Genomic DNA, 25,384 nt, shown 5'->3' with positions numbered 1-25,384 from the left:
CATCTGATGCTTACTACCGATCGAGCCGGGACCGCCCGGCGAGCTGCCACCAGACTTCATGGAGGTAACGGTCATCGGATTGGGTACCTCAACCACCGAGCAATCAGCCAGTGGACTATCTCCGCGCTTTCCTCCCTCGAAGACTCCGACGTAGCACGGCGTGACGCGACTAACACATCGGCCGGGACGATGCGCTCGAGGTCAGGAGCCGAGTTCGCGGGTCGGTTCTAATGGCCCGTCGGCCCACTGGTGTGGTGCGGTGGGCTCCGTGTAAACCTGCCGAAACTTTCCGCTGCGCGAATGTGGCGCGGGCGGTTCGTCCGCCTTGTCGATCGTGACCGTGGTTATTCCGTGTGTTGACAGAAAGTCCGTGAGCCGCTTGCTTAGTGCAGCCCACACAGGCCGCTCTTCGCTGCCGTTCTCGACGCTGAGGCGAACGGTGAGACTGGCTGGCGTGCGCTGAATGATTTGGCAGCTCCCAACGCCCTGGGTCTCCTCAGCCACCGTGGCGATCGCCAGCGGCAGGATGCGTATCGGCTCACCAAGTGGTGTGGCCAACGTCAGGACGTCGTCCGTACGACCGACGACGTGGATCTGCGGGAATGGGGTCCCACACGCACAGGGCCCGGCGACGATGGCAACTCGATCCCCCATCTGGTAGCGAATGATCGGTTGAATCCTGTTGACCAAGTTCGTCAGTAGCACACCGTCGGACAGCCGCCCAGGTGCAACGGGACGGTCATGTTCGTCCACCGGCTCGAGTATGTACCAGTCGCTGTTGACGTGCAGCCGCTGTGCGGCGCATTCGAAGGTTAGGCCAACGGCTTCGGAAGATCCGTAGTAGTTGCCGACTCGACACCCAAACGCCGTGGCGATTAACCGACGCTTCTGAGGTGTGAGGGTTTCCCCGGCGGCGTTGATCAGCACAGGACGGATATGTAGCCGGCCGGCATTCTGCTCATGGGCCAACGTTTCCAGAATGCTCGGATATCCGCCAAGCACGACGGGCTGAAAGTCGTTGAGGTCTGCGACGAGTTCGACTAGCGGCGCCAAGGCGGAGAAGAGGCGCTGGGATTTAGCACGCCAGGGCAGCTTCCGGATACGTCGGGCCATCATGGTGTTGCCAAGGAAATGGCCTCCGGTGACGAAAACTGCGGCCAGTCTTGCCTTTCCGCGCACCATCGCCCACATGCGTCGTGGCGACAGCAGCGCGACTGGTAAGGAACGGATGTAGCCCAACACGTTGTAGATGACCAATGCGGCGTGGTCGTGCAGCAGGATCGCCGGAGTACCGGTCGCTCCAGAGGTCGTACAGACCACGTAGCGCTCGAGATAATCGCGTCCGATGTTGCGTGGATCGGCAAGAAAAGCATCCACGCCCGCCTTGGTCACCCTGGAGTCAGTCACCCAGTCATCGAAATGGCTCATCAGTTCGGGTTTGGTGACGACCGGCAATTGCCGTATCTCCGCAAACGGCTGGGGCACATTGCGATAGAGCATGCGGTAGTACGGCGAGTGTGCGCGTGCGTAGGTGACGATGTCGCGTAGACGCGCCTGCTGGCGGCGAGCAACACCCGCCTGCCCCTCCTGCGCCGTTCGGCACGTGTCCCACGCGATCGCGAAATACTCCACGGTTCTGGCCCGCGTCGTCACGAGCGCTTTCCCAGTGTTCGGAGCGTTCCCGCGTCGAGAACCGCCTGCCGCTGCCCGCGCAGTTCGGCGGCGAGGTCGTGCTCGAGCGCCGGCACTGTAAGTCGGCGACGCTTCAGCTCCCGGTCGAGCGCCTTGATGAACAAACCCTCACCCGAGCGGCGGCAACCCAAGACCGCCTGCTCATTCATGACATCGCGAGTTAGAGCCGCCGCTGGACAGGGCGCCACCACGTCCAGGGAGGCACGCAGGTCAAGCGTCGTGATAACCCCGCACGACGGCGACGAACCAATCCCGACGATGCCCGCGACCGTGATACCCGCCTGTTCGTAGTCCGATACTTCGCGTGCGACCTGCCGTGCGAGACGCCTGTAGATGACCCTGGTCCACCAGACAAAGGCACTCAACAGAACACCCCGCAACGCATAGAGTGGACTGCCCTTGGAATGGTAGAGGCACAGGCTGTGGCGCTTGAGCACGCCACCCCAGGCCAGCCGTTCGGGGCACGGCAGCTGATGGATGCCATAGCCAGCAGCCATCAGTTGATCGACGATCTCGATCACTGCCCCGGGACGGGTAGCTCCGCCCGCGTACCGGGTGTTCTCGTTCAACAAGCAGTGCGATACGAGAATGACGCGGCGATTGCGTTCGTCACGCAGCTGGTCGAGCAGCAGCCGCGCTGACCCTCGGGAATTCGACACCAGTCAGCCGGATACGGGCTCAGGTTGTTCACCCGCCACCACATATTGCGGGCTTTGTCCGTCCGTGGCGGGCACCACCGGCTTCTGTAGCCGCTCTTGAGGTTTCGTGGCCCAGCCAATGTATCCGAGTGCCACACTGACCGCGGAGTAGACAACGGCTTCCGTCCACATGTATCCGACTCCCCACCTCCTGCCGAGGAACACAGGCTCGTCGATGATGCCGCTGGAGGTAGCCACCGCATATGCGGCGTGGGCGTAGGCGAGCGCGGCGAACGACCCGGAGAAGAATTTGCACACTTCGCGGTTCATGTTGTTTTCCCTTTCGTTATGACAATGGCGTAATGGTCGAGGTCTCGGTTGAGGCAGGCGCGGTCGTTCCACCGCCAGCTGCCCGATGCAACAGGTCGCGCATCAATGGGAATTCGGTGTGCACATGCCTGTCCATCGCGCCCGCGAACGACTTGGAGAAGTACAACCGCCACAGTGGATCAAGCACACGCGCCCGGCCTGGCCATCCCGCGGTGATGGTGTGGCGCAGCCGAACACCATTCTCGCGGGCCCTCAGCGCGAGGGTCAGGAGAACCGGTATCCGCAGTCCGCCGAGGCGGAAGTGCCATACGACCTTTTCGCCCGGCACCGCCTCGATCACCTCACCGACCAGCCGTACGCGGCGGGATCCGATGTATTCATCCATCAGCACGACGTCGCCGACATGATCTTCTGCGGGCCCTGGCTTGATCACATGCAGTTCGAGATGCGTGCCCGGCCACCATGTGTGGTAGGTCTCGTCATCACAGTTCAACAGGAAATCGGTGACCTCCCGGCCAGTCAGGCCGTCCACCGTCATTTCTGATTCCACCGTTAGCACGACAGCCTCCTTTCTGCTTCCGCCGTACTACCCACAGCACACCCTCTCGACGACGCGTCCTAGGGTCTCAAGTCACTTCGGATGCCGCAGAAGTCAACGGGGCGTTTTACGCCCGGGCGTCGGGTTCGCTCGCCGGGCCCGATGTCGGCCTTCCGTGCCATGGCGATCATGTCCTCATCGGCGCCAGTGTCCTCGAGCTGCTTGCGCAAATCACGCCAAATCGCCTCAAGCTGCCCTTGAGGATCCGCGCAGTTGGCGCGAGTCGTCGAAATACACCGACAGAAACGGACCCTGCTTGGTTGTAAGCGTCCGGAAGCGTTCCGTACCACCGAGCACGACGCCGAAAGTCATTTCGCCAACCTCACTTTGAGAAAGTTGTCAATGCGGAATCGGGCAAAGGCGCGGCGCCGCCGCTCCGACAGCTGGGGCAGCGCGGCTGCCGCATCGATGATTTCGGGCTCGACGACATCGAAGCTTTCTCCGCCCACCGTCACCGCCGCCTCGCCCGCAGCGAGCACGTTGCGCAACCAATCGACCCGTGTGCCGTACGGCAGCGGCAGGATGAACCCATCTGTCACGCGGTCGATGACGGCCGGGGTGGCGTAAGCCGTTCCGGATCGGCGCCCCATGTGTCGAACGATCCCCGCGTAGAAGTGCTTGCGTCCAGCGAAGTGCAACATCGCGGGGTTGAGTACGTGCTTGTTGAACGAGCGCACGGCGTCCCGAACCGGCGCCAAAGTGTCATTGGTCATGTCTTGATCCTGCTCGCGGCGAAGTACTCAGGCAGGGCCAGGCGACCACAAAGCAAGGGCCTTACGGCAGCTGCGCTCCTCCTCGGGACGACCGCCGGCCGGGTAGGTGACTTTCGTCTCTATCGACCCCGCCCCAGCTGGAAAACGATGAGGGCATCGCAGTTGACCGAAAGGGGCGACCATGCCGCCGACCTACCGTCAGGAGCTGGACCAGGCGGAACTCGAGATCGTCGCATGGAGGTTTCTCCGCTCGGAGTTCACCGAACAGACCTACTCCGACTGGCCGATCGACCGGCGTGTCGACGCCTTTCTCCTCCATCACGGGCCAGTCGAGCTCATGAACGACGGATCTGCGTACAACGCGCTGCTGGAACGGATCATGGCGAACATCGGGCCCGCGCTGCGCGACGGAACCCTGTCGCCGCCGAACAACTAGGAGCCCACTATGACGGTGATCCACAAGACGGCCGACGAGTGGCGCGTGGCACCGAATCTCGTTGACTACGAAAGAACCCGCGCGACATTCGATTGGTCGACTGCGCCCAACCCCTGCATCGGCATGGGGCCTGGGGTATGCAATATCGCGTACGCCGCCGTCGACCGGCACGCCGACGGGGCTAAGCGGTCACACCCCGCACTGAGATTCGTGTCAGCCCTGAGCCGGGACGGTGCGGTGACCACCCGCGATCTCAGCTACGCGGAACTCGGGAGATTGTCGAGGCGGTTCACCAATGTGCTGCGCTCACTGGGGATCAACAAGGGCGACCGGGTCTTCACCCTCATGGGTCGATCACCCGAGTTGTACATCAGCATCCTGGGCACACTGCGCAACGGCAGCGTGCTATCTCCATTGTTCTCGGCCTTCGGCCCGGAACCGATCGCCACGCGAATGAACCTCGGCGACGCCGACGTGCTCATCACCACGGCGACGCTCTACCAGAAGAAGATTGCCAAGATTCGCAAGCAGCTGAAGACGGCTCGGTACATCTTCGTCGTCGATGATCACAAGGACAATGACGACTCCCGCGATACGTTGAACTTCTGGCACTGGATGGACGGGGCCGACGAGACGGCGCCAATCGAACCCACCACGGCCGAGGACCCTGCGCTGCTTCACTTCACCAGCGGAACCACGGGGACACCGAAGGGCGCCCTTCACGTCCACGGCGCCGTGCAAATGCACTACCTCACCGGTTTGTATGCGCTCGACCTCCACGCCGACGACATCTACTGGTGCACAGCCGATCCGGGCTGGGTCACCGGGATGTCCTATGGCGTGATCTCGCCGCTGCTGCACGGTGTAACGTCCATCGTCGATGAAGCCGAGTTTGACGCCGAACGGTGGTACCGCATCCTGCAAACCGAGGAAGTATCCGTCTGGTATACCGCGCCGACCGCAATCCGCATGCTGATCAAGGCCGGCCCGGAGCTTGCGGCTCGGTTCCGTTTCCCGCGGCTGCGGTTCATCGCCAGCGTCGGCGAACCGCTCAATGCTGAAGCGGTGTGGTGGGGAAAGCGGGTGCTGGGCTTGCCGATTCACGACAATTGGTGGCAGACCGAAACTGGCGGCATCATGGTCGCGAACACGCCGGCGTTCGACATCAAACCGGGCTCGATGGGGCGGCCGCTGCCGGGCGTCGACGCGTACGTGGTGCACCGGCGTGACGATGGCACCGTTTCGGTGATCGATGAGCCGGATGTCGAGGGAGAATTGGCGCTCAAGCCAGGCTGGCCCTCGATGTTCCGGGAGTATCTGCATCAAGAAGAGCGCTATCGCAGGTCGTTCGCCAACGGTCTTTACCTGACGGGCGACCTGGTCAAGCGCGACTCGGACGGCTACTTCTGGTTCGTCGGCCGCGCCGACGACGTGATCAAGTCGGCTGGGCATCTCATCGGACCGTTCGAAGTGGAAAACGCGCTCACCGATCACCCGGCGGTGGCCGAAGCGGCGGTGATCGGCAAGCCCGACCCTACCGTCGGCGAGCTGGTGAAGGCGTTCGTCACGCTCAAGGACGGATTCACACCCGACGACGATCTGCGTTTAGAGCTGCTCGGCCACGCGCGGAAGCGGTTGGGTGCGGCCGTCGCCCCGAAAGAGATTGAGTTGGTTGAGTCGTTGCCGCACACGCGCAGCGGGAAGATCATGCGGCGCCTGTTGAAGGCGCGTGAGCTCGGTCTGCCCGAGGGTGACATCTCGACCGTGGAGACGACGGGCGACCGCGGCGTAGAGGCGGTTCCGTCATGATTGACCATGACCTCGCTTATGCGCTGCTGTCGGACATGGTCCGCGTGCGGCACATGGAAGAAAAATGTGCAGAACTGTACGGGGAGGCCAAGATTCGTGGCTTCCTGCATCTGTATGTCGGCGAGGAGGCGGTGGCTGCCGGGTCGTTACGTGCGCTTACTCCGGGCGACGCGGTGGTGGCCACTTACCGCGAGCACGCGCATGCGCTGCTGCGCGGTATACCCATGACGTCGATCATGGCGGAGATGTTCGGTAAGCAAGAAGGCTGCTCGCGTGGCAGGGGCGGGTCGATGCACTTGTTCGACGCAACGACCCGGTTTTACGGCGGCAATGCAATTGTTGCCGGTGGCTTGCCGCTCGCGGTCGGTTTGGGGCTGGCCGACGCGATGCAGCACCGAAACCGGGTCACGGCATGCTATTTCGGCGACGGTGCCGTAGCCGAAGGTGCCTTCCACGAATCGTTGAATATGGCTGCGCTGTGGCAACTGCCGGTGCTGTTCTGCTGTGAGAACAACCTGTACGCAATGGGTACCGCGCTGGAGCGCGCTCAATCGCAGACCGACCTGACCGTCAAGGCGGCGGCGTACAAGGTGCCGACCCTCGCGGTGGACGGGATGGACGTGGTTGCGTGTCACGACGCTGCCAAGCAGGCTGCCGAGCATGTCCGAACCAGCGGCGGACCATTTTTCATCGAGTTCCGCACCTACCGCTTCCGCGCACATTCGATGTTCGACCCGGAGTTGTATCGCGAAAAGGTCGAAGTGGAAGAGTGGCGCAAACGCGACCCGATCCGACTGTTCAGCGAACAATGTCTGAACGACGGGCTTCTCACCGAAGCCGACATCGCGTCGATTGAGTCGTCGGCCGACCAGGAACTGAGCGATGCAGTCGCCTTCGCCGAGGCTGGAACCTGGGAAAGCGTTGAGGATCTCGAACGCGACGTGCTCACGCCCGTATCAGGAGATGCCCGATGAAGACGAGCTACCGTACCGCTGTTCACGATGCCATGCGCGACGCGCTTCGAGATGACCCGCGAGTTGTCCTCATGGGCGAGGACGTCGGCCGCTATGGCGGAACGTATGCGGCATCCAAGGGACTGCTGGAGGAGTTCGGCCCAGAGCGGGTGCGCGACACCCCGCTGTCGGAGCTGGGCTTCGTCGGTGTTGGCATTGGCGCTGCGCTGGGCGGCCTGCGTCCCATCGTCGAAGTCATGACGGTGAACTTCAGCCTGCTTGCACTCGACCAGATCGTCAATACCGCTGCGGCACTGCGGCATATGTCGGGTGGTCAGTTCTCCGTCCCACTGGTCGTGCGAATGGCCACCGGCGCCGGGCGACAACTCGCTGCTCAACACTCACACAGCCTGGAGTGCTGGTACGCCCATATTCCTGGCATCAAGGTGGTCGCACCCGCAACCGTAGAGGACGCGTACGGAATGTTGAGCACCGCGCTGGCCGACCCCGATCCGGTCATCGTCTTTGAGCACGTCCAGCTGTACAACACCTCGAGCGACGCTGATTCGCTGACGTCGACGGACATTTCGCACGCTGCCGTTCGCCGCAGCGGCTCCGATGTCACGTTGATTACCTATGGAGGCTGTCTGCCGAAGGCACTTGACGCGGCCAACGAGCTGTCGCTGGTGGGCATCGACGCCGAAGTCATCGATCTACGCGTGCTACGGCCGTTGGACACCGACACGATCATCGAATCGATTGGCAGGACCCATCGCGCCGTAGTCATCGATGAGGCTTGGCGCACAGGCAGTCTCGCGGCCGAGATCGCCGCACGAATCGTCGAGAATGCGTTTTTCGAACTTGACGCACCGATTGCCCGCGTCTGTAGCGCTGAGGTACCGATGCCGTATGCCAAACACCTCGAACAGGCGGCATTGCCGCAGCCGGACAAGATCGTTTCAGCTGTGCGAAACCTGTTGGGCGAGAAGTCATGATCGAATTCAAGATGCCCGCCCTCGGCTCCGACATGGACGAGGGAACGCTGGACGAATGGCTGGTCAAACCGGGTGACCCGGTAACCCGGGGCCAGGTGGTCGCGGTTGTCGAGACCACCAAGGCCGCGGTCGAGATCGAATGCTGGCACGAGGGCACCGTCCACGAGCTGCTCGTGCCGATCGGCGAAACCGTACAGGTCGGAACGGCTCTAGCGACGTTGCTGGCGCCGGGCGAGAGCGCAGAACCACCCCGCAAGAAACAACCCAGACCATCCGAGACACCCGCGGCTGTCGAGCCAAAAGGGGAGGCGACGAACCAGCCGGCTCCGGCCGCGGGCCCCAAACTCGGGCCCCACCACCGCAGGTGGATATCGCCTGCTGCGCGCCGTCTCGCGACGTCGCTGGGCATCGACGTGGAAATGGTCACCGGCACCGGGCCGCAGGGCGCGGTCACGATCAGTGATGTCGAACACGCCGCGGCTTCGGCGAAGGAACCGGCGAAGAAGCGGGAGCCCAAGCGCACCGCGGCGGACCGAGCCACCGAGATGCGCAAGTCGATAGCCGCGGCGATGAGCCGGTCCAAGCGCGAGATACCGCACTACTACCTGGCCGACGAGATGCCCATGGACAAGGCGCTGGGCTGGCTGGCCGAACGCAACGCGGAGCGGTCGATCACCGAGCGGGTGCTGCCGGCCGTGCTGCAATTGAAAGCCGTCGCGGCTGCGACTCAACGCTTTAGCGAATTCAACGGTTTCTGGCGTGGCGAAGGATTCGAACCGGCGGCTGGGGTTCATGTCGGTGTGGCGATCTCCTTGCGTGGCGGCGGTCTTGTCGCGCCGGCGATCCACGACGTCCCGGAGAAGAATCTCGACGAACTGATGGGTGATCTCACCGATTTGGTCGCGCGCGCCCGCGCCGGGTCCCTTCGCAGTTCAGAGATGTCGGACCCATCGATCACGGTCACCAATCTCGGCGACCAGGGCGTCGACACGGTTTTCGGCGTGATCTATCCCCCGCAGGTGGCGCTGGTGGGGTTTGGCAAACCGGCGCAACGGGTTTGTGCCGTCGACGGCGGAATCCGTATCGCCACCACAATGCAGGCTTCGCTTGCAGCGGACCACCGAGCCAGCGACGGTCACCGTGGTGCGCTGTTCCTGTCAGCGATCAACGAGTTGCTCCAGCAGCCCGACCTTCTAGAGAAATGACAGCCGAGATGACGACCCGAGACGACATTCGCGACGAAATCCTTTCAGTCTTGACGACTATCGCCCCCGAGGTTGAGGCGGGCGACATCGAAGACGACGTGCTGTTGCGAGATCAAGTCGATCTCGATTCGATGGACTGGCTGAACGTCCTGATCGGCATTCACAAACGGCTGCACGTCGACATCCCCGAATCGGATTATCAATCGCTGCGTACGCTGGCCGACCTCATGGATTACGTCCAACGCCACACCGCACAACACCTTTGAGCACTAAATCGACGTCCCGAGTGAATCGATGGCGGTCCGCAGTTTCGCCGCCACCTCGTCGGCGACGGGGCGCAGTTCGGCCTCGCCTGTAACGTCGACCAACACCTGGGGATCCATCGCCTCGACGAGAACAGTGCCGTCGGCCTTCGGATCGGAGCGGACCACGACATTGCACGGCAACAGCAGCCCAATCTGGCGGTCGATATTGACTGCACGATGCGCCAGTGGCGGGTTGCACGCACCGAGGATCAGGTAATCCTCCATGTCCTCATTCAGCTTGGCCTTCAACGTCGCCTTGACGTCGATTTCGGTGAGCACCCCGAAACCTTGCTCCGCGAGCGCCTCACGGGTGCGCCGGACAGCGTCGTCGAATGACGTGTGCAGTGTCGTGGACAGTGCGATAGCCATCTCGACTCCTCTCAGGCGAGCGCGAGGAACAGCTTCTCCAATTCGGCTTCGGTCATGGGTTTATTGCCATTAGCTGCGTCGCCCTCACGGCTCCCAAGCTGACGGTGCTGCGACGGGATGTCGCCTCACTGCCGCGCAGGATTATGAAGTGTGGCCACGCGATCCCGGTATTCGGTTTCGCTGATTTCACCTCGCGCGAATCGTTCCGCCAGTATCTGCTCTGCAGACTCAGGCTGGCGATTTTGTCGGCCCCCGGTCACATACATCACCAACGCAACGATGCCGGCGATCGCCAGCGCCCAGAACAGCACCATTCCAATGCCCATTCCGGCATAGCCCCACCAGCCCATGTCGTGGTCATACCAGAACATCATGATCACTCCGTTCGCTCGCTATGAGTCCATCGTCGTCGCGACAGCGCCATCGCCAACAGAGGCGAAAGGCTCTGTGAGAGGGACTACTGACATCCGACCGAGGGACTAAGGGCCCTGCCCAAAACGTGGCCTGACCACATAGTTTCGGGCTCGAAGCACCAATGGCACCCGTTGATGCCGGATTGGAAGGGCAAAACCATGGATTGGCCAACCGCTGCCGTGCTGATCGCGACGATCATCGCACTGATGATCGTGCTGACCACATATATTGCAGCCCGAAATCCTAAGAAGTGACCGGCGCCAACAGATCTCGCCTAGAGGAGCACGAAATGCCGAAGCAAACCGTGGAATACGGAATTCTGGTCGCCGTCGATGGGTCTGGAGAATCCGACGCCGCCGTCCGCTGGGCAGCTCTAGAGGCGCAACTTCGCAACTCACCCGTGGCGCTGGCGCATGTCGTGGTGCCCGTCGTGACCAGCTGGCCGGTCCGTTCGCTGCAGGCAGAGTTCAACGAGTGGCAAGAGGACAACGCACGCCAGGTTCTCGAGCAGGCACACAAGACGTTGCTGTCCACTCTCGGTGAATCCGAGCTACCCGACGTTCGTAGCGAGGTGCTGCACGACTATGCGGTTCCTGGGTTAGTCGGCGCTGCGAAGAGGGCGGAGATGGTCGTGGTCGGCAGCCGCGGGTTGGGGGCGTTCGGTCGCGCAGTGTTGGGTTCCGTCAGCAGCGGGGTGGTACACCATGCGCGGTGCCCGGTGGCAATTGTCCATACCGACGACGCGCAAGCACCCGATCAGACTTCGCCTGTTCTGCTGGGCATCGACGGATCGCCTGCATCAGAGGCTGCTACCGCGCTGGCGTTTGACGAGGCGTCGCGCCGGCACGTCGAATTGGTGGCGTTGCACGCTTGGAGTGACGTCGGTGTCTTCCCCATTTTGGGAATGGATTGGCATGAGTACGAAGACGAGGGCCACGAGATACTCGGTGAGCGGTTGGCCGGCTGGCAAGAACAGTATCCGGACGTTGTCGTCCGGCGGCGCATCGTCTGCGATCGGCCGGCCCGCTGGTTGGTCGAAGAATCCCAACATGCACAACTGGTCGTGGTCGGGAGTCACGGCCGCGGCGGATTCCCTGGTATGCTCCTGGGTTCGGTCAGCAATGCCGTCGCTCAGTCGGCGAAGGTTCCCGTCATCGTGGTCCGCAGCGAGTAGGTGCGGTCGACAATGCCGAAATGTCCCAATGGGCACCGGAATCCAAAGAATCAGCAGTTATGCGTGATATGTGACGCCATGATCGTTCCCACCCAAGAGCGTTCGTTGTCCGGGCGGGCATGGTGGGCCATCGTCGTCGCCAGCTTCAGCGCCGTCATCGTTCTCGCGGCTGTTCTCGGTGTTATTGTCACCCACCGTTCTCATCCCGAAACTGCTTCGACCCCAACGACTACCGCGGACGCTGCAATGCAGCAATGGTGGTCAGTGGCCCAGGAACACTTCGACGCGCTGCAGAGTGCCGTCGATGACACGCGGAAAGGGCTGGCGAATCAGGACGAAGCCGTGCTACGGAAATCCTGTCAGGACATGCACGACGCCGGCGCCGTCGACCTGCGCGCTCACTTGCCTACGCCTAATCCCGACTTGACGGCCGAAATCGACGCGGCAATAAACGATGCCCACGAGGCGTCGCATATGTGCCTTGCGGCAATCAGTGGATCATTGAACAACTATGCTGGCGAGTTCGATGCCGACCTCGAACAGGCCGATAAACATCTCCAAGCCGCGCTCGCGATGATCAACAAGGGTCGGTTCACGGCTTAGCAACGGCGAACCACGACAACCGAGGACCCGCTGTGTCGATACATGGGATGTCCCTGCGGCCCAATGATTCCCGCGATCTGATTGGCTTCAGAGCCACCGATGACAACGAGTTGGGATGCGTTTGAGGTTGTCCGCGAGGAACTGCAATGTAGTTCACCGATTGGCCCAAATGGCAGGCGCTCGATGAAATTGTCGCTGCCTGGGTTTGGCCCGAACTGGCAAGGGGCGCATCCGCACTCCACCGCGTTGGCCCTCCAATTCCACACGGAGGGTGCCAGGAGCTACCCGGACGATTCCGCCAATGCTCGTAGCCCCGCAACCCCCTGCTCAATGCCCCGAGCCAGCTCGTCCACATCGGGTGCCGCGTCATAGTCAGCCGTGATACCGAACACGAGTTCATCGGCATAGCTGACAATCGCTATGCCCGTTCGTAACTGAAGCGCGATCGGCGGAATCGGCAAAACGCGCAACACCGCCCTGCCCATGACTCGCAACCGACGTTTGGGGCCCGGGACATTGGTTGCCAGAGCCACGACGCCGCGCTGCGGCAGGCGGGTCAACGCGCGGACCGCCCAGGCTGTCAGCGGGAAGGGTATGAGGTTCACCGCAGCGACGAAAACGCCGCCGGCCTGTCGCTGACCGCTGGCCTTGGTCCTGGTCAGTCGGCGGTGTACCGCCTGGAGTTGCTCAGCTGGATCTTCCTTCTCGACGGGGAGGAAGGGCAGCATGATCGACACCCGGTTGTCGGCGGCATCCGCTGCGTCGTTGGAGCGCATCGATACCGGGACCAAGGTGCGAAGGGAATTGCGGCCGGGTCGCTCGCCTCTGCGCAGTAAAGCCGCCCGATAGCTGTCGGTGATCGCGGCCAACGCCACATCGTTGAGGGTGACATCGAATTTGTGTCGAATCACCGTCACATCAGCGAGGCTGACCCGCGCTGCGCTGTAGCGCCGCATGGTCGTCACGGGCCCTGCCAGCGACGACGACGCCGCCGGACGAATCAATCCCGTCGCGAGCTCCATGGCGCCCTCGACCACGAGAGCGGCTGCGTTGGTTGCGTTGGTCGCCAGACGCCACATTCCGCCAGCCCAATTCAGAGGATTCAGGCTGACCGACGGCAATGAGATCGGCCTGCCCGACGGCTCGTTCGCGGCACGGATCTCGGCCGCGAACGTCTCGCCCTCACCGTCGTCGCTGAGCCCGGACATCAGGTGCATTGTCGCAATGCCGTCAGCGATACAGTGATGGATCTTCATCAACATCGCCCACCGGCCGTCGGCCAGCCCCTCGATGATCCAGCATTCCCAAAGGGGCCGTTCACGATCCAGCCGCCGCTCCATGACATCCGCCGCGAACCTGAACAACGCCGCGTCGTCGCCTGGGTGCGGCAGCGCACCCCGATGTATGTGGTGCGATACATCGAGATGCGGATCGTCTACCCATTGCGGTGGCCCCAAATCGAGAACGTGTGTACGGAGCACCTGCCTGAACCTGGGAACCTTGAGCACCCGTTCGGCGATCGCGACCACCAGTGAGTCGTAGTCGGGTAGCGGCCCTTCAATGATCGAAATACCGCCTACCGCAAGGCTGACGTGCCGATCAGAGTCCTCGGCTTCAAGGAAACCGGCATCTAGGGTGGAAAGTTGCTCACTCATGATCGCGCGTCACCCAGTGTCGAGTCGGCAATGCCGAAAGCGGTGGTCGATTCATTCATGACGATTTTCCTTTTCGTAGTGCGTATCTGAGTGTGTCGAGCGGCAAATCATGACCGGAATCGCGCAGTGGTGTAACAGATTCAACCCTGTGGATCCCAAGAAGGCACTGGCTAATAGGCCCCTCCCCCGGCTTCCGACCACAACCAATTGCGCGTCCTTGGCGCGGCGCAGGAGGGCCCGGCTGGGCTTGTCGAGATCAACCACCTCCGTCACCTCTACGCCGGGGTAGAGGCCGATCAATGGGGTCAACGTTTCCGAAAGATGCAGCCGCTCAGCGTGTTCTAGTTCTTCCCAATCGATCATGAACGGTAGGGTGACTTCACCTGCCGGCCGTCGTCTCAACCACGTGTGAACAGCGATCACACCGACGCCGAGTCGATGCGCCAACTCGAAAGCAGCTGTGAGCGCAACCTGGCTGTCATGGCCGTGGTCGATGCCGACCAGGATGGGCTGCATCGTCGGGGTCGTCGTCTCGCCACGAAAAGCGACCACCGGACACGTCGAATGTGTAGCGACCGCAGTGGTCGTCGACCCAACCAACATTGCCGTGCCGAGCAGGACCTCATCGCAGCCGAGAACGATGAGGCGCGCGGTTTGGCTTAGTTCCGTCAATGCCTCGTCAGCGGGACGATCGATGTCAGTCGCAGTGATGCGGAGATCGGCAGATTCAGATTCGGCAGCCCGCTTGGCAGAGTGAAGTATCGCGGTGGCAGACTCGCGCTCCACCTCCATCTCTATCGCCCGAAGGTCCGCGGCGGCATCGGAGAGGTTGTGCCCGAACGACGGCCTGGCATGCACGACCAACAGGGGTGCCTCCAGCCTCATCGCGACCGCTGCCGCCCATCGCGCCGCTCGCAGAGCGGTGCGGCTGCCGTCGACTCCGACGACAACGGGGTTCGTTGACTCGGCGGTTCGGCTGCCGTTTCCTAAGTCGCGGGGCAACACAGCTTCTGCGCCTCTTCGACCGAGTCCGCTAGTGGCCGGCTGGTGTCGATTCGATGACCGAACGACTCACCATTACGCTGTGTCAGCGCCGCCGCTATCGCCGGCGTCGCGTCTGACGTTGATCCCGTTCGCCGCCGAATCCGCTCAGAGGCCGTAGCGTCAGGCACCTCACACATGAATTCAGTTATCGCCGCCGCTGTTTCGGTTGCAAGCTGACGCGCACGTTCACGCTGAAGCGGATCGCGCCACGTCCCGTCAAGGATTACCGGTCTCCCGTAGCCGAGTAATGGGCGCGCGCGCCGCAGCACCTCCCCGTAGACCCGCGAAACATTCTCTGGCGCATACAAACCCGTATTGAGTTCGCCTGCCGTTCCCCTGACAACGCCTTGCTGCTCCATCTCTCGACGGACATCGTCGGTTGAGATCACCTCTGCATCAACTTGTTGCGCCAGCGCTCGTGACAGGGTCGTCTTGCCGGTACCGGGCCCACCTCCGACGAGGATGAGTCGTACGGCGCCGGCCCGTAGGTGCTCCAACGCAATGTCGACGTGTCGGCGCGCCTCGATACATGCTTCCGGATGACCTTGATCGATGCGGATGCAGCCCACCTTCGCGCGCACCAACGCGCGGTATGCAATGTAGAAATCTCGTAGTGCCTTTGGCGCGGGATCATCTGCGCGCCGCGCGTATTCGTCCAGGAAATAGTCGCCGAGGTCCTTTCGGCCCAGGAACTCCAAATCCATGGCAAGGAAGGCTGCATCGTCAATGCCGTCGACATAGCGCAGGCGATCGTCGAACTCCAGGCAGTCGAGCAGCGCCGGGCCATCCGGCATGCAGAAGATATCGTCCGCCAACAGATCCGCGTGTCCGTCAATGATCCGGTGATCGGTGATGCGTTGCGCAAACAGTGGGGCGCGGCCAGAAATGAACTGACTCGCCAACCTTGCCGCTTCGGCGATTGAGCGCGCCGGGAGGATCGAGTCCGAATATCGCCGCAGTCCAACTGAATTTTGTTGCCAGCGTGCCAAAATGGCGCGGTTTGTGCCCGCGGCGTCGATCGCGGGCCCGCGGGCCGCCTTTTCGTGGAAGCGCGCGATCATCTCCGCGATTACGCAAAGGTGATGATGGACTGGCGCGTTGTTCTTGACGAGCGTGGTGAGGCGGGCCTCGTCGGGATAACGGCGCATGACGATGACTGGTTCAGCCTGATCACCTTCAAGACCGCTGAAGTGTGCGACTCCCAGATAGCTGTCAGGTGCCAAGCGCCGATTGAGCGCCACCTCATTCGCACATGCCCGCTCGCGCAACTCCGGCGTGCTGAAGTCGAGGAAGTCGGTGCGAAGAGGCTTCTTTGCCTTGTAGGCCTTGTCGCCGACGAGGAACACGATTCCCGTATGGGTCTCCCGCACCTGAGCGTTGAGGCCTCCCAAGCAGGTGCGCGGTTGCGCCGGGGCGCTCGAGGCCGACGACATCGCAGTCATGCCACAAGCTTCCTGACCTCGATGATTACCCCCAAGGGTCCTAAGGCCCCGCCTTCGGGACCATTGACCCTGGTTTCACGAGGCTGGCGACGCCGAGAGTGGGTGATGACAGAGAGCGAGGTCACGATGTCTACGACGACGGTCGACACCGGGGTCATCAGAGATGCCGTGCGACTGGCGTGCCGTGCGCCGTCGTTACACAACAGCCAACCGTGGCACTGGGTGCTCGACGGCAATACGATCCACCTCTTCGCCGATCCGGGCCGGGTCGTTCGCGCCACAGACACCTCCGGCCGAGAGGCGTTGATGGCCTGCGGCGCTGTGGTCGACCACTTCCGAGTAGCTATGGCAGGCGTGGGTTATACCGCCAATGTCGACCGGTTCCCCAACCCCAACAACCATGATCACGTCGCGTCGATCGACTTCACACCGATGACACTCGTGACCGACGGGCATCGTCAACGTGCAGCTGCAATCCTGCAGCGCCGCACGGACCGACTTCCGCTCGCCGCACCGCCAGACTGGGACTCGTTCCAGTCGATGCTTCACGACACCGTCCACTCGGACCGCGTTCGCATGGACACCATTCCTGACGAACTACGCTCAGCACTCGCCGAAGCGTCCCAATTGACTGAATCGCTTCGGCTGTACGATTCGTCGTATCACGCTGAACTCGAATGGTGGACAGCACCTTTCGAGCTATCCCAAGGTATTCCGGAGAGCTCGCTTGTATCGGCGGCCGAGAGCGACCGCGTCGACGTCGGAAGGGTGTTTCCGGTAACCCACCACCGCGAACGCAGACCCGAAGTCGACGAAGACCACGCCAAAGTCGTGGTGCTGTCGACATACGACGACACCCCGCACAGTGTGCTTCGCTGCGGTGAATTGCTTTCAGCCGTACTCCTCGACGCCACCATGGCCGGGCTCGCCACATGCACGCTGACTCATATCACCGAGCTACCCGCGAGTCGACAAATCGTCGCGGAGTTGATCGGTCACAGCACTCAAGACATCACCCCTCAGGTTCTGATCCGCGTCGGTCGGGCCCCGTCGATCGAGGACGTACCTCCCCCGACGCCGCGACGCCCGGTGGATGAGGTGTTCGAGATTCGCGCGCGGGACCAATGACGACGCACCAGGGACTTTCGCCTCTCTGCGGTCTGCGGCGACGTCGATAGCGTCAGAACCATGCAAGACCACAGCTCGCCCTCGCCGGCCGTCGTAGTCGGTATCGACGGCTCGCGATCAGCAATCGATGCGGCCCTGTGGGCCGTCGACGAAGCAGTCAGCAGGGACATCCCGTTGCGGCTGGTGTACGCGATCGATCCCACGTGTGCGGAGACCGATACACAGGCCGCGGCGCGCGACCTTGCCAGGGCCGAAGTAGCCGTCCGACATGCGTTCACAGCGGTTGAAGCAACCGACAAGCCCGTCAAGATCGAGGTCGAGATCCTGCAGGAGCGCCCGACGCGGGCACTGCTCGCCGCCGCACGATCGGCGGCGCTGCTGTGCGTCGGCGCGATAGGACTCAAACATTGCTCGCAAGGCAGGATCGGGTCGACCGCGGCTGCGGTCGCGTCGTCTACCCACTGTCCCGTGGCGATCGTGCGCGGACATGATCCGCTTCGCGCACAACACCAGTGGGTGGTCGCTGAGGTTGACGCGACAACCGGCAGCGACGGTGTGCTGCGGCGCGCGCTGGAGGAGGCACGACTCCGAAACGCGCCCCTGCGGGTATTGACAGCGTGGCGATCACGCTTCACCGATATTCATGACGGTAACGCTGTGGCCGACGGCAATCGTCTTGCGCGGGCGCAACTCGACCGTCGCCTCGCGCAATGGAAAAAGCGCTACCCAGATATCGACGTGCGCACAGCCGCGGTCAACGGCAGCACCCTGAACTTTCTCGCCAAGAACGCGCACTCCATTCAGCTCCTCGTCGTGGGGCATGAGCGGCGCGAGGGAGTCGCCGCGCTGGTGGGGCCGCCGGGCCTGGCCGCGCTGCAAAACGCCGAATGTTCCGTGTTGATCTGCGAACCGCAGAACGTATTGTGAGCAGTACATCCACCGTCTCGGCAACACCGACGAAGGGCCTTCGAGTGGTCAAAGTCTTCCTCGTCGACGACCACGAGGTAGTGCGGCGGGGGCTCATCGATCTCCTCAGTGCCGACCCTGAACTCGAGGTCATAGGTGAGGCCGGGTCGGTGGCCCAGGCGCTGGCGCGGATTCCTGCGCTTCAACCTGATGTAGCCGTCCTCGACGTCAGGTTGCCGGATGGGAACGGCATCGAACTATGCCGGGATCTCTTGTCGCGATTGCCGGATTTGCGCTGTCTGATGCTGACCTCGTTTACGTCCGACGAGGCGATGCTCGACGCGATTCTGGCGGGGGCGAGCGGTTACGTCGTCAAGGACATTAAAGGCATGGAGCTTGCGCAGGCCATCAAGGACGTCGGCGCCGGCCGTTCGCTGCTCGACAACAGGGCGGCAGCTGCATTGATGGCCAAGCTCCGCGGGGCAGCCGAGCACTCCGATCCGTTGTCGGGGCTCAGCGACCAGGAGCGCGTTCTGCTGGATCTGCTGGGCGAGGGCCTGACCAACAAGCAGATAGCCGCCAGGATGTTCCTTGCCGAGAAGACCGTGAAGAACTACGTATCGCGCCTTTTGGCGAAGCTCGGGATGGAGCGACGCACGCAGGCGGCGGTGTTTATTTCCAAGTTGGACCAATCGCACCGTCCGCCTGAGCAGTAAGCGTCAGGACGGACGGGTAACGATCACCGGCATCCGGGCCGACTCGGCCACCGCCGAACTGACGGAACCGAGCAGCATCCCGGCGAATCCGCCACGACCGTGGCTGCCAACGACCGTCAGTTGCGCAGACTCGGATTGCTTGAGCAGCTGGTGCGCCGGTCGATCGAGGACTACCACGCGCCGGACTGTGACGTCGGGGTAGCGCTCTTGGTATCCGGCCAAGCGCTCGGCCAGCGTCTCTTCGGCCTGCTTTTGCACATCTGACCATTCGATGCCAGGCAATTCGGAGACTGCGAAGTCGCTCCACGCGTGGACGGCGACGAGTTCGACACCGCGACGTGACGCCTCATCGAAGGCGAGTGCGGTCGCCGACTCGGAGGCCGGTGAACCATCTATACCCACCACGACGGGTGCCACCGCAGGCGTTGGCATCAGCGGATCTTCGTCATGGATGACGGCGACTGGGCAGTGGGCATGAAGGATGAGACTCGAACTGACCGAGCCGAGCAGTCGCCGGCCGATTGCGCCAAGACCGCGGCAGCCGACAACAATCATGGCGGCCCCTTTGGACCAGTCGACAAGGGTGGGCACCACGGCGGCAGTCACCAGCTCCGTGTCGACCTGAATCGAACCCGATCTCTTGGTCGCGTCCTCGACCGTTCGGACTGCATTACTCAGGACCTCGCGGCCCTGCTTTTCAAACTGCGCTTCGAGATCATCGGGCATGGGCAACCCGGGCCACATCCCCAACGTGGCCCATGGAATGACATGGATGAGTGTCAGAGGAATGTTCCGTAACGATGCTTCTCGGGCAGCCCAGTCGACGGCGACCCTTGAGGCGGGCGAACCATCAACGCCGACGATGATGCCGTGATTGGTTGTGGGCATGGGTATCTCCTGACGTTGTGTGGCCGGTTGGGCCGGCAACGTGTGTCCAGTCGGTGTCATGATTGGTGATTCCTCCAGCCGTCGTTGTGACGGGAGGCGTTGATCTCGCGATCCCACTGGGCATATCGCGAGCGGTTGAGCCGACGGCGGACTAGGTACAGCATCGCCGCCGAAGTTTCAGCTACTCCCAGCCAAATGAGCAACCCAACGCCGATCGCATCACCATCCGCTCGACTGCGAGGCGACGGCTGGGCAACGTTTTCACCGTCGTTGTTCACCCAAATGCTCTGTTTGTCACCGATGTTCACGGGTTCAGACCATCGGACAACGCCACGATGGATTCTTCCCGCGTCACTCCATACGGCTTCGGCACTGAAATCGATGCTTCTCGAATGCACGACCACTCGGCCCTTCTCGGTCGCGGTGGCGATCAGCTGATGCCGTGTCTGCGCTTCCGCGGCGTAACTCCCCGCGCGTTCATCGTGAACGGACGTTCCGATGGCGCCCGCGATCGGTATCGCGAAAACGGTGACGATGACGGCAATAGCGACAGCCATGGCCTCTATGCGATCACTGCGGCGCACCAACGGATTGTTGCGACCAAGGGCCCGAATCCACCAAGGGCTGCGCAGGCCGATCGTGAAGGTTTCCATGACGTCTCCTCGGTCATGAGTTCCGCTTTCGCGGGACCACCCGTTGATCGTGCGCGCTGCCGGCGACGGCCCCCAGGGCCCAACGACCCTCAGTCCGTGGACGGATGTCACTGGGACCACTACACAAAGGCGCAGATCCGACCGTGATGGACCTTCGGCGTGGCACCAGGGACTTATGGCCCGGGTTCTGCTGCTGCCTGAGCCAATAGCGTTGGGTATGAAGGGCGCGGCGTATCGCGCATCGAGATGAGGGAGCTGGATCATGTGGACGAATTCTGCGCCGGTCGTAGTCGGGGTCGACGGGTCTTACGCTGCGATCAATGCGGCCAAGTGGGCCATCGACGAGGCCATAAGCCGCGACGTTCCGCTACGAATAGTCCACGTCACCCACATCGAAGGTCATCCTGACACGCCCGCAACCGATTTCCGGCTCGAAGTTCAGTACGCGGAGTCGTCGCTACGCGCTGCGAGTGCCGTCGTCGAGGCCACTGGGAAGCCAGTCAAGATTGAAACCGACGTCATATGGGGATCACCCGACACCGCGCTGATAAATGAGTCGCGCGACGCGTCCATGGTGTGTGTCGGCTCAGTTGGAATCGGCACTGTGGCCAAAGAGATATTGGGGTCCACAGCAGCGAGTCTGGCCGAAAAGGCATATTGCCCAGTGGCAATCATTCGGTCACCGCACCAACCGCCAGCTTCGGAACCCGATTGGATCGTCGTTGTAGTCGAGGATCATGCAGACAACGAATCGGTGATCGAACAGGCAATGGAAGAGGCGCGACTGCGGAATGCACCCGTCCTTGCGGTCGGAGCCTGGCGAGAAGACTTTGGCGAGATGCCGCACGATGAACTGGACCGGCGAATCGAAAAGTGGAAGAAGCATTACCCAGACGTGCGCGTCTACCCTGTCGCCACACGAGACAGCATGACCGGGTTCCTGGCCGCCACCCAGGAGAATATATCGGTGCAACTCGCAGTCGTCGGCGGCGAAGACGCGGGCAATGTCGCACACATCATCGGACCCCACAGTCATCCATTGCTCGCGCACGGTAACTGCTCCGTGCTTGTGATGCATTAAGCTGATGAGCGGACACCGTCTCGACCAAGCTTGTGCCGCGGAACTCGTTGACGGGTCAGTGATTTCACTTCGTCAGCTGCAACCAGCCGATACCGATGAAGTAGTGCACCTTTACGAATCAATGACAGACGAGGAACGTTACCTTCGCTTCTTCGCGATGCATCCGGCGGGCTTGGATGGCTGGGCGCGATCAATCGCCGAACCCAGGAATGGCCAATACTCGCTTGGCGCTTTCAGTGCCGGAAAGTTGTTGGGCGTAGCAAATTACGTGGCGTGTCGAGAACCCGGCGACGCCGAAGTCGCGGTGGTAGTCGAGCACGCAGAGCATCTGCGCGGCGTGGGGACCGCGCTGCTGCGCCGTCTGGGGCAAATCGCCAAGGCCAACGGCTTTCATCGATTCGTCGCCGACGTGCTTTGGGAAAACCACCTCATGCTTCAAGTGCTTGCGGATGCTGGGTGGCCATGCACGCGACAGCTTGACGGTTCGGTTTTGAACATCGAAGTCGACTTGGATGCCGAGACGGATCTAGCCGAACGGTGAACCATCCAGTTGCGCAACCACTTCCGACAGCGCGCGTCGCGGGGTTGACGGCAGTGGATCCGTGTTCACTGGCGCCCAACCGATGCGCAACAACACTTGTGGGTAGCCGTCGCTGCCGAAGACGTCGGATTGCACGGCAGCCCGCGTTTCAGCAATCTCCAACGGCTCAGTGATCAGGCAACTCGACAGGCCCAGTGCCGTCGCTGTCAGAAGCACCAAGCTGGTTACCTCGCCCGCGCGCAGCCGCGCCATGTCGTCATCCTCGACCGTGCCCAGCGCTATGACGACGGCATTGTCCTCGGTCGCGCTAAAGCCAGGCGCTTGCGCTAGCACGGGGCCCGCGAATGCCCTGGCGGGAATTGGAGCCGACGGATCAGGCGCAGGAGTGTTGCGCGCAGGCACCCCGGCCAGGGACCCGTATCGTCCACTCCATGTGGACAATTCGGCCAGGTAGTCAGAATCGGTCGAGTGCCGAAATGCTGCGTCGGCCGCGAGCCGCTTGAGGTTGGCGAGCCCGTCGACACGGCGAAGCATGACGCCCGCACGTGCCGCGCGCGCACCCATCAAGGCGATGTCGCCCTCCGGTACGGGCCATGAACTGTAGAACCGCCGGTCGGTGCGACGGCGCGGGATCGAAGCCGCTAAAGCAATATCCATGTCATTTGCCGGATACCGATGAAGCTCGATCGCGGCCAGATGGTCAGGCTCGGAAGGATTTGGGAACCGATGGACCTTCGATTGCCACCCCAGCGCGGCGAAGGCGACTACGCAATGATTCAGCGCAGCGCCACAGCTGATCATCATGTCCCGGGTATCCGGATCCGTATGAGGCAGGTGCAGGTCTGGGTTCGAGTACAGATGCAGGCTGTGCTCGCCGACCCGCCATCGCCACGGCTGCGTGTTGTGCACCGACGGAGCTCGGAGTGCCAGAGACAGCGCGGACCGAATGGTCTCAACGTCTGGGAAATGGCTGCTCATGGCTCCACAATGGCTGACGGCGCCCTGGTGTGAGCAGAGCACAAAGACCCTGGGCTCGGGGACTTGAGGAACCGCCGAGGAGGTGGTGGTCACGACGGAGCGCCCCTCAGAGCGACTAGTCGCCCGGCGCCGCCGGCAGAGTCAGCGTGAAGGTCGTTCCCTCGCCCTGCTTTGATTCCACCGCGATGTCTCCGCCGTGGGCTTGTGCGATCTCGCGCACCAGAGCCAGGCCGATGCCGTACGGCTTCCGGCCGTGATGCGCGGCGTGTTCGGTCCCGTGCGAAAACCGCGTAAACAAGGTCGCCATAGTCTCGGGGTCAATGCCAGTCCCGTCGTCGCTGACCGCCGCGCTCACGTGTGAGCCCACCCGGCGCACGCGCAACTCGACGGTGCCGCCTCGGTGTTCGTGGCTGAGAGCGTTATCCACCAATGAGGTCAACGCCCGCCGCAGCGCAGCTTCGGATGCGATGACCTCGAATCCTGCTGAGTTGTCAGCCGCTTCGTCATATCTCATCGTGACGCCCAACGATTTTGCGTAGGGCGCCATGCTGTCCCGCACCATTCGGACTATCACGGACAAGTCGACGCGATCACCGTCCAACTTTCCCTTTGTCATCGTCGCCGAGGCGAGCAGATCGTCGACAATATCGTTCAGCACCCGGGTGTCACGCACCAGCGCTTCGGCGTCCTTCTGCACTTCCTCCAGATCAGCGGTACCGGCCCGATGGGCCAACATCTGTGCTCGGGTGTGCAATACGGTCAGTGGTGCTCGCAGCTCGTGGGAGGCGTCAGCCACAAACCGGCGCTGAAGCGAAAGCGCCTGGGCCAGTGGGCGCACCGAGCGGCGGGTGAAAAGTACTACGACGGCGACTGAAGCCACGATGCCCGCCAACTCCGCGAACCCGATAGCCAGCAGCAGCCGATTTCGCCCAGCATGGTAAGGCGCCAGATCGAGAAGCGCGACGACTCTACCTTCGGATCGATCCATCACAAGAGCACGCAGGTGCCTACCGTTGCTTGTGATATCGATTAAACCCGTTGGGCCAGAGAGCAAAGCGACGCCGGGCTGCCCGCCGTCGCTGGTCGACACTTTGCCCGTGTTGTCGCGCAGCGCCAGTTCCATGCCCGGGGGTGGGTCATTGGCGTCGTCGGCAGTTGCCGCCACACCCTGCAGCTGGCCGCTGATCTGCCGGTCCTGCACACGCACGTCGACGACAAACACCACCGCCCCGACGACGAGCAGCACCGCCGCCAATGCCAATGACGCCTGGATGGCCGCGATGCGTCCGGCGCGTCGCACAACGGTGAGATCCGAAGGGGGAGTCGGCAACATCGTCACTCGAGACCGAACTGGTAGCCCGTCCGGTGGATGGTGCGGACGACCTTCTTGCCGAGTTTTCGTCGCAGGTAGTGCACGTAGGAGTCCACCGCACCGGGTGTCTCCGCACCGTTGAACACCAAATCGAGTAGCTGTGCGCGGCTGAACACCTGCCTTGGCGCCGACATCAACACCGCCAGGAGCGAAGCCTCGCGCTCGGAGAGCTCCACGTCCTCGCCTGTCGGCGTGGCGCCGGCCACGCGCCGCTTTACCTTGTCCAACCGCAAACTCCCGGCACACACTGTCGCCGCGGCGTTGTCTGTGCGTCGCAGCAGTGCCCTGACCCGTGCCAGCAGTTCGGGGATCTCGAAGGGTTTGACGAGGTAGTCCTGTGCGCCCGCGTCGAGACCTTCGACCCGGTCGGCCACCGAGCCGCGTGCGGTGAGAAGGAGCGCCGGTGTGACAACCCCTCGCGAGCGGAGCAGGGCGATGAGCGCGGATCCATCCATGACCGGCAGGCCGCGATCGACAATCATCGCGTCATATGAACCGCTGAGTCCTCGGTGCAGGCCTTGCTGGCTGTCGAAGGCGGTGTCGACGTGGTAGCCCTGCTCGGCGAAAAGCTCGGCGAGCATCGCGCTCAGCGCGCGGTCGTCCTCCACCAGCAACAGCGCTGGCTCGGGGTGCGGTGTGGACACGTAGCGAGAGTGCCACGCGAAGCTGTGTAGCGCCCGCAAACAGATTTCTTGACGCCATATTCGCGCGCCGCTGGCCGATTTCTTGTTTGTGCCTCGGGAGGG

Annotated in this window: 28 protein-coding genes; 13 read left to right on the top strand and 15 right to left on the bottom strand. The window is 62.6% G+C overall.

Features of this window, described 5'->3' with window-relative positions:
• Positions 1–201 precede the first annotated feature (201 nt).
• The 5 genes from ACGFK1_RS08505 to ACGFK1_RS08485 form a co-directional block, all read right to left on the bottom strand.
• Positions 202–1,653: a phenylacetate--CoA ligase family protein gene (locus tag ACGFK1_RS08505; protein WP_393427784.1), complete on the bottom strand. Its 1,452-nt coding sequence runs from the start codon at positions 1,651–1,653 to the stop codon at positions 202–204.
• Positions 1,650–2,213 carry a hypothetical protein gene (locus tag ACGFK1_RS08500; RefSeq protein ID WP_393427783.1) on the bottom strand — a complete coding sequence of 188 codons (564 nt, stop codon included), beginning with the start codon at positions 2,211–2,213 and terminating at the stop codon, positions 1,650–1,652. The genes ACGFK1_RS08505 and ACGFK1_RS08500 overlap by 4 nt, the downstream gene beginning before the upstream one ends.
• A gap of 141 nt (positions 2,214–2,354) precedes the next feature.
• The gene (locus ACGFK1_RS08495; RefSeq protein ID WP_393427782.1) at positions 2,355–2,660 is read right to left on the bottom strand and encodes a hypothetical protein; all 306 of its coding nucleotides are present in this window, start codon (positions 2,658–2,660) and stop codon (positions 2,355–2,357) included.
• Between the two features lie 16 nt (positions 2,661–2,676).
• Complete coding sequence (locus ACGFK1_RS08490; protein WP_393427781.1) at positions 2,677–3,198, bottom strand: hypothetical protein; 522 nt, start codon at positions 3,196–3,198, stop codon at positions 2,677–2,679.
• 368 nt (positions 3,199–3,566) lie between these two features.
• Positions 3,567–3,971: a nitroreductase gene (locus ACGFK1_RS08485; RefSeq protein WP_393427780.1), complete on the bottom strand. Its 405-nt coding sequence runs from the start codon at positions 3,969–3,971 to the stop codon at positions 3,567–3,569.
• Positions 3,972–4,152: 181 nt separating this feature from the next.
• Here ACGFK1_RS08485 and ACGFK1_RS08480 point away from each other — a divergent pair, with 181 nt between their 5' ends.
• Genes ACGFK1_RS08480 through ACGFK1_RS08455 form a run of 6 tightly spaced genes read left to right on the top strand, consistent with a single transcriptional unit; the run spans position 4,153 to position 9,635 of the window.
• On the top strand, positions 4,153–4,407 hold the full coding sequence (locus tag ACGFK1_RS08480; protein WP_393427779.1) for a hypothetical protein: 255 nt from the start codon (positions 4,153–4,155) through the stop codon (positions 4,405–4,407).
• A gap of 9 nt (positions 4,408–4,416) precedes the next feature.
• Entirely contained in the window at positions 4,417–6,216 is a 1,800-nt protein-coding gene (gene acsA, locus ACGFK1_RS08475) for an acetate--CoA ligase (protein ID WP_393427778.1), read from the top strand.
• Complete coding sequence (gene pdhA / locus ACGFK1_RS08470) at positions 6,213–7,190, top strand: pyruvate dehydrogenase (acetyl-transferring) E1 component subunit alpha (protein ID WP_393427777.1); 978 nt, start codon at positions 6,213–6,215, stop codon at positions 7,188–7,190. Before acsA ends, pdhA begins: the two co-directional genes overlap by 4 nt.
• The gene (locus ACGFK1_RS08465) at positions 7,187–8,164 is read left to right on the top strand and encodes an alpha-ketoacid dehydrogenase subunit beta (RefSeq protein ID WP_393427776.1); all 978 of its coding nucleotides are present in this window, start codon (positions 7,187–7,189) and stop codon (positions 8,162–8,164) included. The genes pdhA and ACGFK1_RS08465 overlap by 4 nt, the downstream gene beginning before the upstream one ends.
• The gene (locus ACGFK1_RS08460) at positions 8,161–9,369 is read left to right on the top strand and encodes a dihydrolipoamide acetyltransferase family protein (RefSeq protein WP_393427775.1); all 1,209 of its coding nucleotides are present in this window, start codon (positions 8,161–8,163) and stop codon (positions 9,367–9,369) included. The genes ACGFK1_RS08465 and ACGFK1_RS08460 overlap by 4 nt, the downstream gene beginning before the upstream one ends.
• An 8-nt stretch (positions 9,370–9,377) precedes the next feature.
• Positions 9,378–9,635 carry an acyl carrier protein gene (locus ACGFK1_RS08455; protein WP_393427774.1) on the top strand — a complete coding sequence of 86 codons (258 nt, stop codon included), beginning with the start codon at positions 9,378–9,380 and terminating at the stop codon, positions 9,633–9,635.
• A 3-nt stretch (positions 9,636–9,638) separates the two neighbouring features.
• Here the strand turns inward: ACGFK1_RS08455 and ACGFK1_RS08450 are convergent, their stop codons facing one another.
• Together ACGFK1_RS08450 and ACGFK1_RS08445 are read right to left on the bottom strand one after the other, a co-directional pair.
• Entirely contained in the window at positions 9,639–10,043 is a 405-nt protein-coding gene (locus ACGFK1_RS08450; protein WP_393427773.1) for a DUF302 domain-containing protein, read from the bottom strand.
• Between the two features lie 125 nt (positions 10,044–10,168).
• A complete protein-coding gene (locus tag ACGFK1_RS08445) occupies positions 10,169–10,417 on the bottom strand; it encodes an SHOCT domain-containing protein (protein WP_393427772.1) in 249 nt (82 codons plus the stop codon).
• Positions 10,418–10,746: 329 nt separating this feature from the next.
• On the opposite strand from ACGFK1_RS08445, the gene ACGFK1_RS08440 reads away from it, so the two are divergent.
• Both ACGFK1_RS08440 and ACGFK1_RS08435 read left to right on the top strand, forming a co-directional pair.
• Positions 10,747–11,631 (top strand): universal stress protein, encoded by an 885-nt coding sequence (locus tag ACGFK1_RS08440; RefSeq protein WP_393427771.1) that lies wholly within the window; start codon positions 10,747–10,749, stop codon positions 11,629–11,631.
• Positions 11,632–11,709: 78 nt separating this feature from the next.
• Positions 11,710–12,234, top strand: a complete 525-nt coding sequence (locus ACGFK1_RS08435; protein WP_393427770.1) for a hypothetical protein — start codon at positions 11,710–11,712, stop codon at positions 12,232–12,234.
• Positions 12,235–12,515: 281 nt separating this feature from the next.
• On the opposite strand, the gene ACGFK1_RS08430 is transcribed toward ACGFK1_RS08435, so the two are convergent.
• The 3 genes from ACGFK1_RS08430 to ACGFK1_RS08420 are packed head-to-tail and all read right to left on the bottom strand — an operon-like array spanning position 12,516 to position 16,375.
• Positions 12,516–13,889 (bottom strand): wax ester/triacylglycerol synthase family O-acyltransferase, encoded by a 1,374-nt coding sequence (locus ACGFK1_RS08430; RefSeq protein ID WP_393427769.1) that lies wholly within the window; start codon positions 13,887–13,889, stop codon positions 12,516–12,518.
• Positions 13,890–13,940: 51 nt separating this feature from the next.
• On the bottom strand, positions 13,941–14,894 hold the full coding sequence (locus ACGFK1_RS08425) for a universal stress protein (protein WP_393427768.1): 954 nt from the start codon (positions 14,892–14,894) through the stop codon (positions 13,941–13,943).
• Positions 14,876–16,375 carry an AAA family ATPase gene (locus ACGFK1_RS08420; protein WP_393427767.1) on the bottom strand — a complete coding sequence of 500 codons (1,500 nt, stop codon included), beginning with the start codon at positions 16,373–16,375 and terminating at the stop codon, positions 14,876–14,878. Before ACGFK1_RS08420 ends, ACGFK1_RS08425 begins: the two co-directional genes overlap by 19 nt.
• 126 nt (positions 16,376–16,501) lie before the next feature.
• Here ACGFK1_RS08420 and ACGFK1_RS08415 point away from each other — a divergent pair, with 126 nt between their 5' ends.
• Genes ACGFK1_RS08415 through dosR form a run of 3 tightly spaced genes read left to right on the top strand, consistent with a single transcriptional unit; the run spans position 16,502 to position 19,125 of the window.
• On the top strand, positions 16,502–17,503 hold the full coding sequence (locus tag ACGFK1_RS08415; protein WP_393427766.1) for an Acg family FMN-binding oxidoreductase: 1,002 nt from the start codon (positions 16,502–16,504) through the stop codon (positions 17,501–17,503).
• Between the two features lie 60 nt (positions 17,504–17,563).
• Positions 17,564–18,430 (top strand): universal stress protein, encoded by an 867-nt coding sequence (locus tag ACGFK1_RS08410; protein ID WP_393427765.1) that lies wholly within the window; start codon positions 17,564–17,566, stop codon positions 18,428–18,430.
• A gap of 44 nt (positions 18,431–18,474) precedes the next feature.
• Positions 18,475–19,125, top strand: a complete 651-nt coding sequence (gene dosR, locus ACGFK1_RS08405; RefSeq protein ID WP_393427892.1) for a hypoxia response regulator transcription factor DosR/DevR — start codon at positions 18,475–18,477, stop codon at positions 19,123–19,125.
• A 3-nt stretch (positions 19,126–19,128) separates the two neighbouring features.
• Here dosR and ACGFK1_RS08400 read toward each other — a convergent pair whose 3' ends face one another.
• On the bottom strand, positions 19,129–20,013 hold the full coding sequence (locus ACGFK1_RS08400; RefSeq protein ID WP_393427764.1) for a universal stress protein: 885 nt from the start codon (positions 20,011–20,013) through the stop codon (positions 19,129–19,131).
• Positions 20,014–20,069: 56 nt separating this feature from the next.
• Complete coding sequence (locus ACGFK1_RS08395) at positions 20,070–20,666, bottom strand: hypothetical protein (RefSeq protein WP_393427763.1); 597 nt, start codon at positions 20,664–20,666, stop codon at positions 20,070–20,072.
• Positions 20,667–20,928: 262 nt separating this feature from the next.
• Here ACGFK1_RS08395 and ACGFK1_RS08390 point away from each other — a divergent pair, with 262 nt between their 5' ends.
• Both ACGFK1_RS08390 and ACGFK1_RS08385 read left to right on the top strand, forming a co-directional pair.
• Positions 20,929–21,747, top strand: a complete 819-nt coding sequence (locus ACGFK1_RS08390; RefSeq protein ID WP_393427762.1) for a universal stress protein — start codon at positions 20,929–20,931, stop codon at positions 21,745–21,747.
• A 4-nt stretch (positions 21,748–21,751) separates the two neighbouring features.
• The gene (locus ACGFK1_RS08385; protein ID WP_393427761.1) at positions 21,752–22,288 is read left to right on the top strand and encodes a GNAT family N-acetyltransferase; all 537 of its coding nucleotides are present in this window, start codon (positions 21,752–21,754) and stop codon (positions 22,286–22,288) included.
• Here ACGFK1_RS08385 and ACGFK1_RS08380 read toward each other — a convergent pair.
• From ACGFK1_RS08380 to ACGFK1_RS08370, 3 genes are all read right to left on the bottom strand, one after another.
• Entirely contained in the window at positions 22,274–23,266 is a 993-nt protein-coding gene (locus ACGFK1_RS08380; protein ID WP_393427760.1) for an Acg family FMN-binding oxidoreductase, read from the bottom strand. The two genes, ACGFK1_RS08385 and ACGFK1_RS08380, sit on opposite strands and share 15 nt — an antisense overlap.
• A 115-nt stretch (positions 23,267–23,381) precedes the next feature.
• Positions 23,382–24,599, bottom strand: a complete 1,218-nt coding sequence (locus tag ACGFK1_RS08375) for a sensor histidine kinase (protein WP_393427759.1) — start codon at positions 24,597–24,599, stop codon at positions 23,382–23,384.
• A gap of 2 nt (positions 24,600–24,601) precedes the next feature.
• Complete coding sequence (locus ACGFK1_RS08370; protein ID WP_393427758.1) at positions 24,602–25,282, bottom strand: response regulator transcription factor; 681 nt, start codon at positions 25,280–25,282, stop codon at positions 24,602–24,604.
• Positions 25,283–25,384: the final 102 nt, after the last annotated feature.

Origin of the sequence: Mycobacterium sp. NPDC048908, assembly GCF_043197955.1 — a bacterium.
Classification (GTDB): Bacteria; Actinomycetota; Actinomycetes; order Mycobacteriales; family Mycobacteriaceae; genus Mycobacterium.
The sequence above is the reverse complement of the archived record's forward strand: the minus strand, read 5'-3'. Positions and strand labels throughout refer to the sequence as shown.

What these genes read in the sequence shown, in the direction of transcription:
- ACGFK1_RS08385 (WP_393427761.1), top strand. Translation starts at nt 21,752, where the DNA reads ATGAGCGGACACCGTCTCGACCAAGCTTGTGCCGCGGAACTCGTTGAC.
- ACGFK1_RS08480 (WP_393427779.1), top strand. Translation starts at nt 4,153, where the DNA reads ATGCCGCCGACCTACCGTCAGGAGCTGGACCAGGCGGAACTCGAGATC.
- ACGFK1_RS08440 (WP_393427771.1), top strand. Translation starts at nt 10,747, where the DNA reads ATGCCGAAGCAAACCGTGGAATACGGAATTCTGGTCGCCGTCGATGGG.
- ACGFK1_RS08485 (WP_393427780.1), bottom strand. Translation starts at nt 3,971, where the DNA reads ATGACCAATGACACTTTGGCGCCGGTTCGGGACGCCGTGCGCTCGTTC.
- ACGFK1_RS08395 (WP_393427763.1), bottom strand. Translation starts at nt 20,666, where the DNA reads ATGGAAACCTTCACGATCGGCCTGCGCAGCCCTTGGTGGATTCGGGCC.
- ACGFK1_RS08375 (WP_393427759.1), bottom strand. Translation starts at nt 24,599, where the DNA reads ATGTTGCCGACTCCCCCTTCGGATCTCACCGTTGTGCGACGCGCCGGA.
- ACGFK1_RS08430 (WP_393427769.1), bottom strand. Translation starts at nt 13,889, where the DNA reads ATGAGTGAGCAACTTTCCACCCTAGATGCCGGTTTCCTTGAAGCCGAG.
- ACGFK1_RS08455 (WP_393427774.1), top strand. Translation starts at nt 9,378, where the DNA reads ATGACGACCCGAGACGACATTCGCGACGAAATCCTTTCAGTCTTGACG.
- ACGFK1_RS08445 (WP_393427772.1), bottom strand. Translation starts at nt 10,417, where the DNA reads ATGATGTTCTGGTATGACCACGACATGGGCTGGTGGGGCTATGCCGGA.
- ACGFK1_RS08490 (WP_393427781.1), bottom strand. Translation starts at nt 3,198, where the DNA reads ATGACGGTGGACGGCCTGACTGGCCGGGAGGTCACCGATTTCCTGTTG.
- ACGFK1_RS08400 (WP_393427764.1), bottom strand. Translation starts at nt 20,013, where the DNA reads ATGCCCACAACCAATCACGGCATCATCGTCGGCGTTGATGGTTCGCCC.
- ACGFK1_RS08460 (WP_393427775.1), top strand. Translation starts at nt 8,161, where the DNA reads ATGATCGAATTCAAGATGCCCGCCCTCGGCTCCGACATGGACGAGGGA.
- ACGFK1_RS08410 (WP_393427765.1), top strand. Translation starts at nt 17,564, where the DNA reads ATGCAAGACCACAGCTCGCCCTCGCCGGCCGTCGTAGTCGGTATCGAC.
- ACGFK1_RS08415 (WP_393427766.1), top strand. Translation starts at nt 16,502, where the DNA reads ATGTCTACGACGACGGTCGACACCGGGGTCATCAGAGATGCCGTGCGA.
- ACGFK1_RS08380 (WP_393427760.1), bottom strand. Translation starts at nt 23,266, where the DNA reads ATGAGCAGCCATTTCCCAGACGTTGAGACCATTCGGTCCGCGCTGTCT.
- ACGFK1_RS08435 (WP_393427770.1), top strand. Translation starts at nt 11,710, where the DNA reads ATGATCGTTCCCACCCAAGAGCGTTCGTTGTCCGGGCGGGCATGGTGG.
- ACGFK1_RS08420 (WP_393427767.1), bottom strand. Translation starts at nt 16,375, where the DNA reads ATGACTGCGATGTCGTCGGCCTCGAGCGCCCCGGCGCAACCGCGCACC.
- ACGFK1_RS08465 (WP_393427776.1), top strand. Translation starts at nt 7,187, where the DNA reads ATGAAGACGAGCTACCGTACCGCTGTTCACGATGCCATGCGCGACGCG.
- acsA (WP_393427778.1), top strand. Translation starts at nt 4,417, where the DNA reads ATGACGGTGATCCACAAGACGGCCGACGAGTGGCGCGTGGCACCGAAT.
- ACGFK1_RS08390 (WP_393427762.1), top strand. Translation starts at nt 20,929, where the DNA reads ATGTGGACGAATTCTGCGCCGGTCGTAGTCGGGGTCGACGGGTCTTAC.
- ACGFK1_RS08450 (WP_393427773.1), bottom strand. Translation starts at nt 10,043, where the DNA reads ATGGCTATCGCACTGTCCACGACACTGCACACGTCATTCGACGACGCT.
- ACGFK1_RS08495 (WP_393427782.1), bottom strand. Translation starts at nt 2,660, where the DNA reads ATGAACCGCGAAGTGTGCAAATTCTTCTCCGGGTCGTTCGCCGCGCTC.
- pdhA (WP_393427777.1), top strand. Translation starts at nt 6,213, where the DNA reads ATGATTGACCATGACCTCGCTTATGCGCTGCTGTCGGACATGGTCCGC.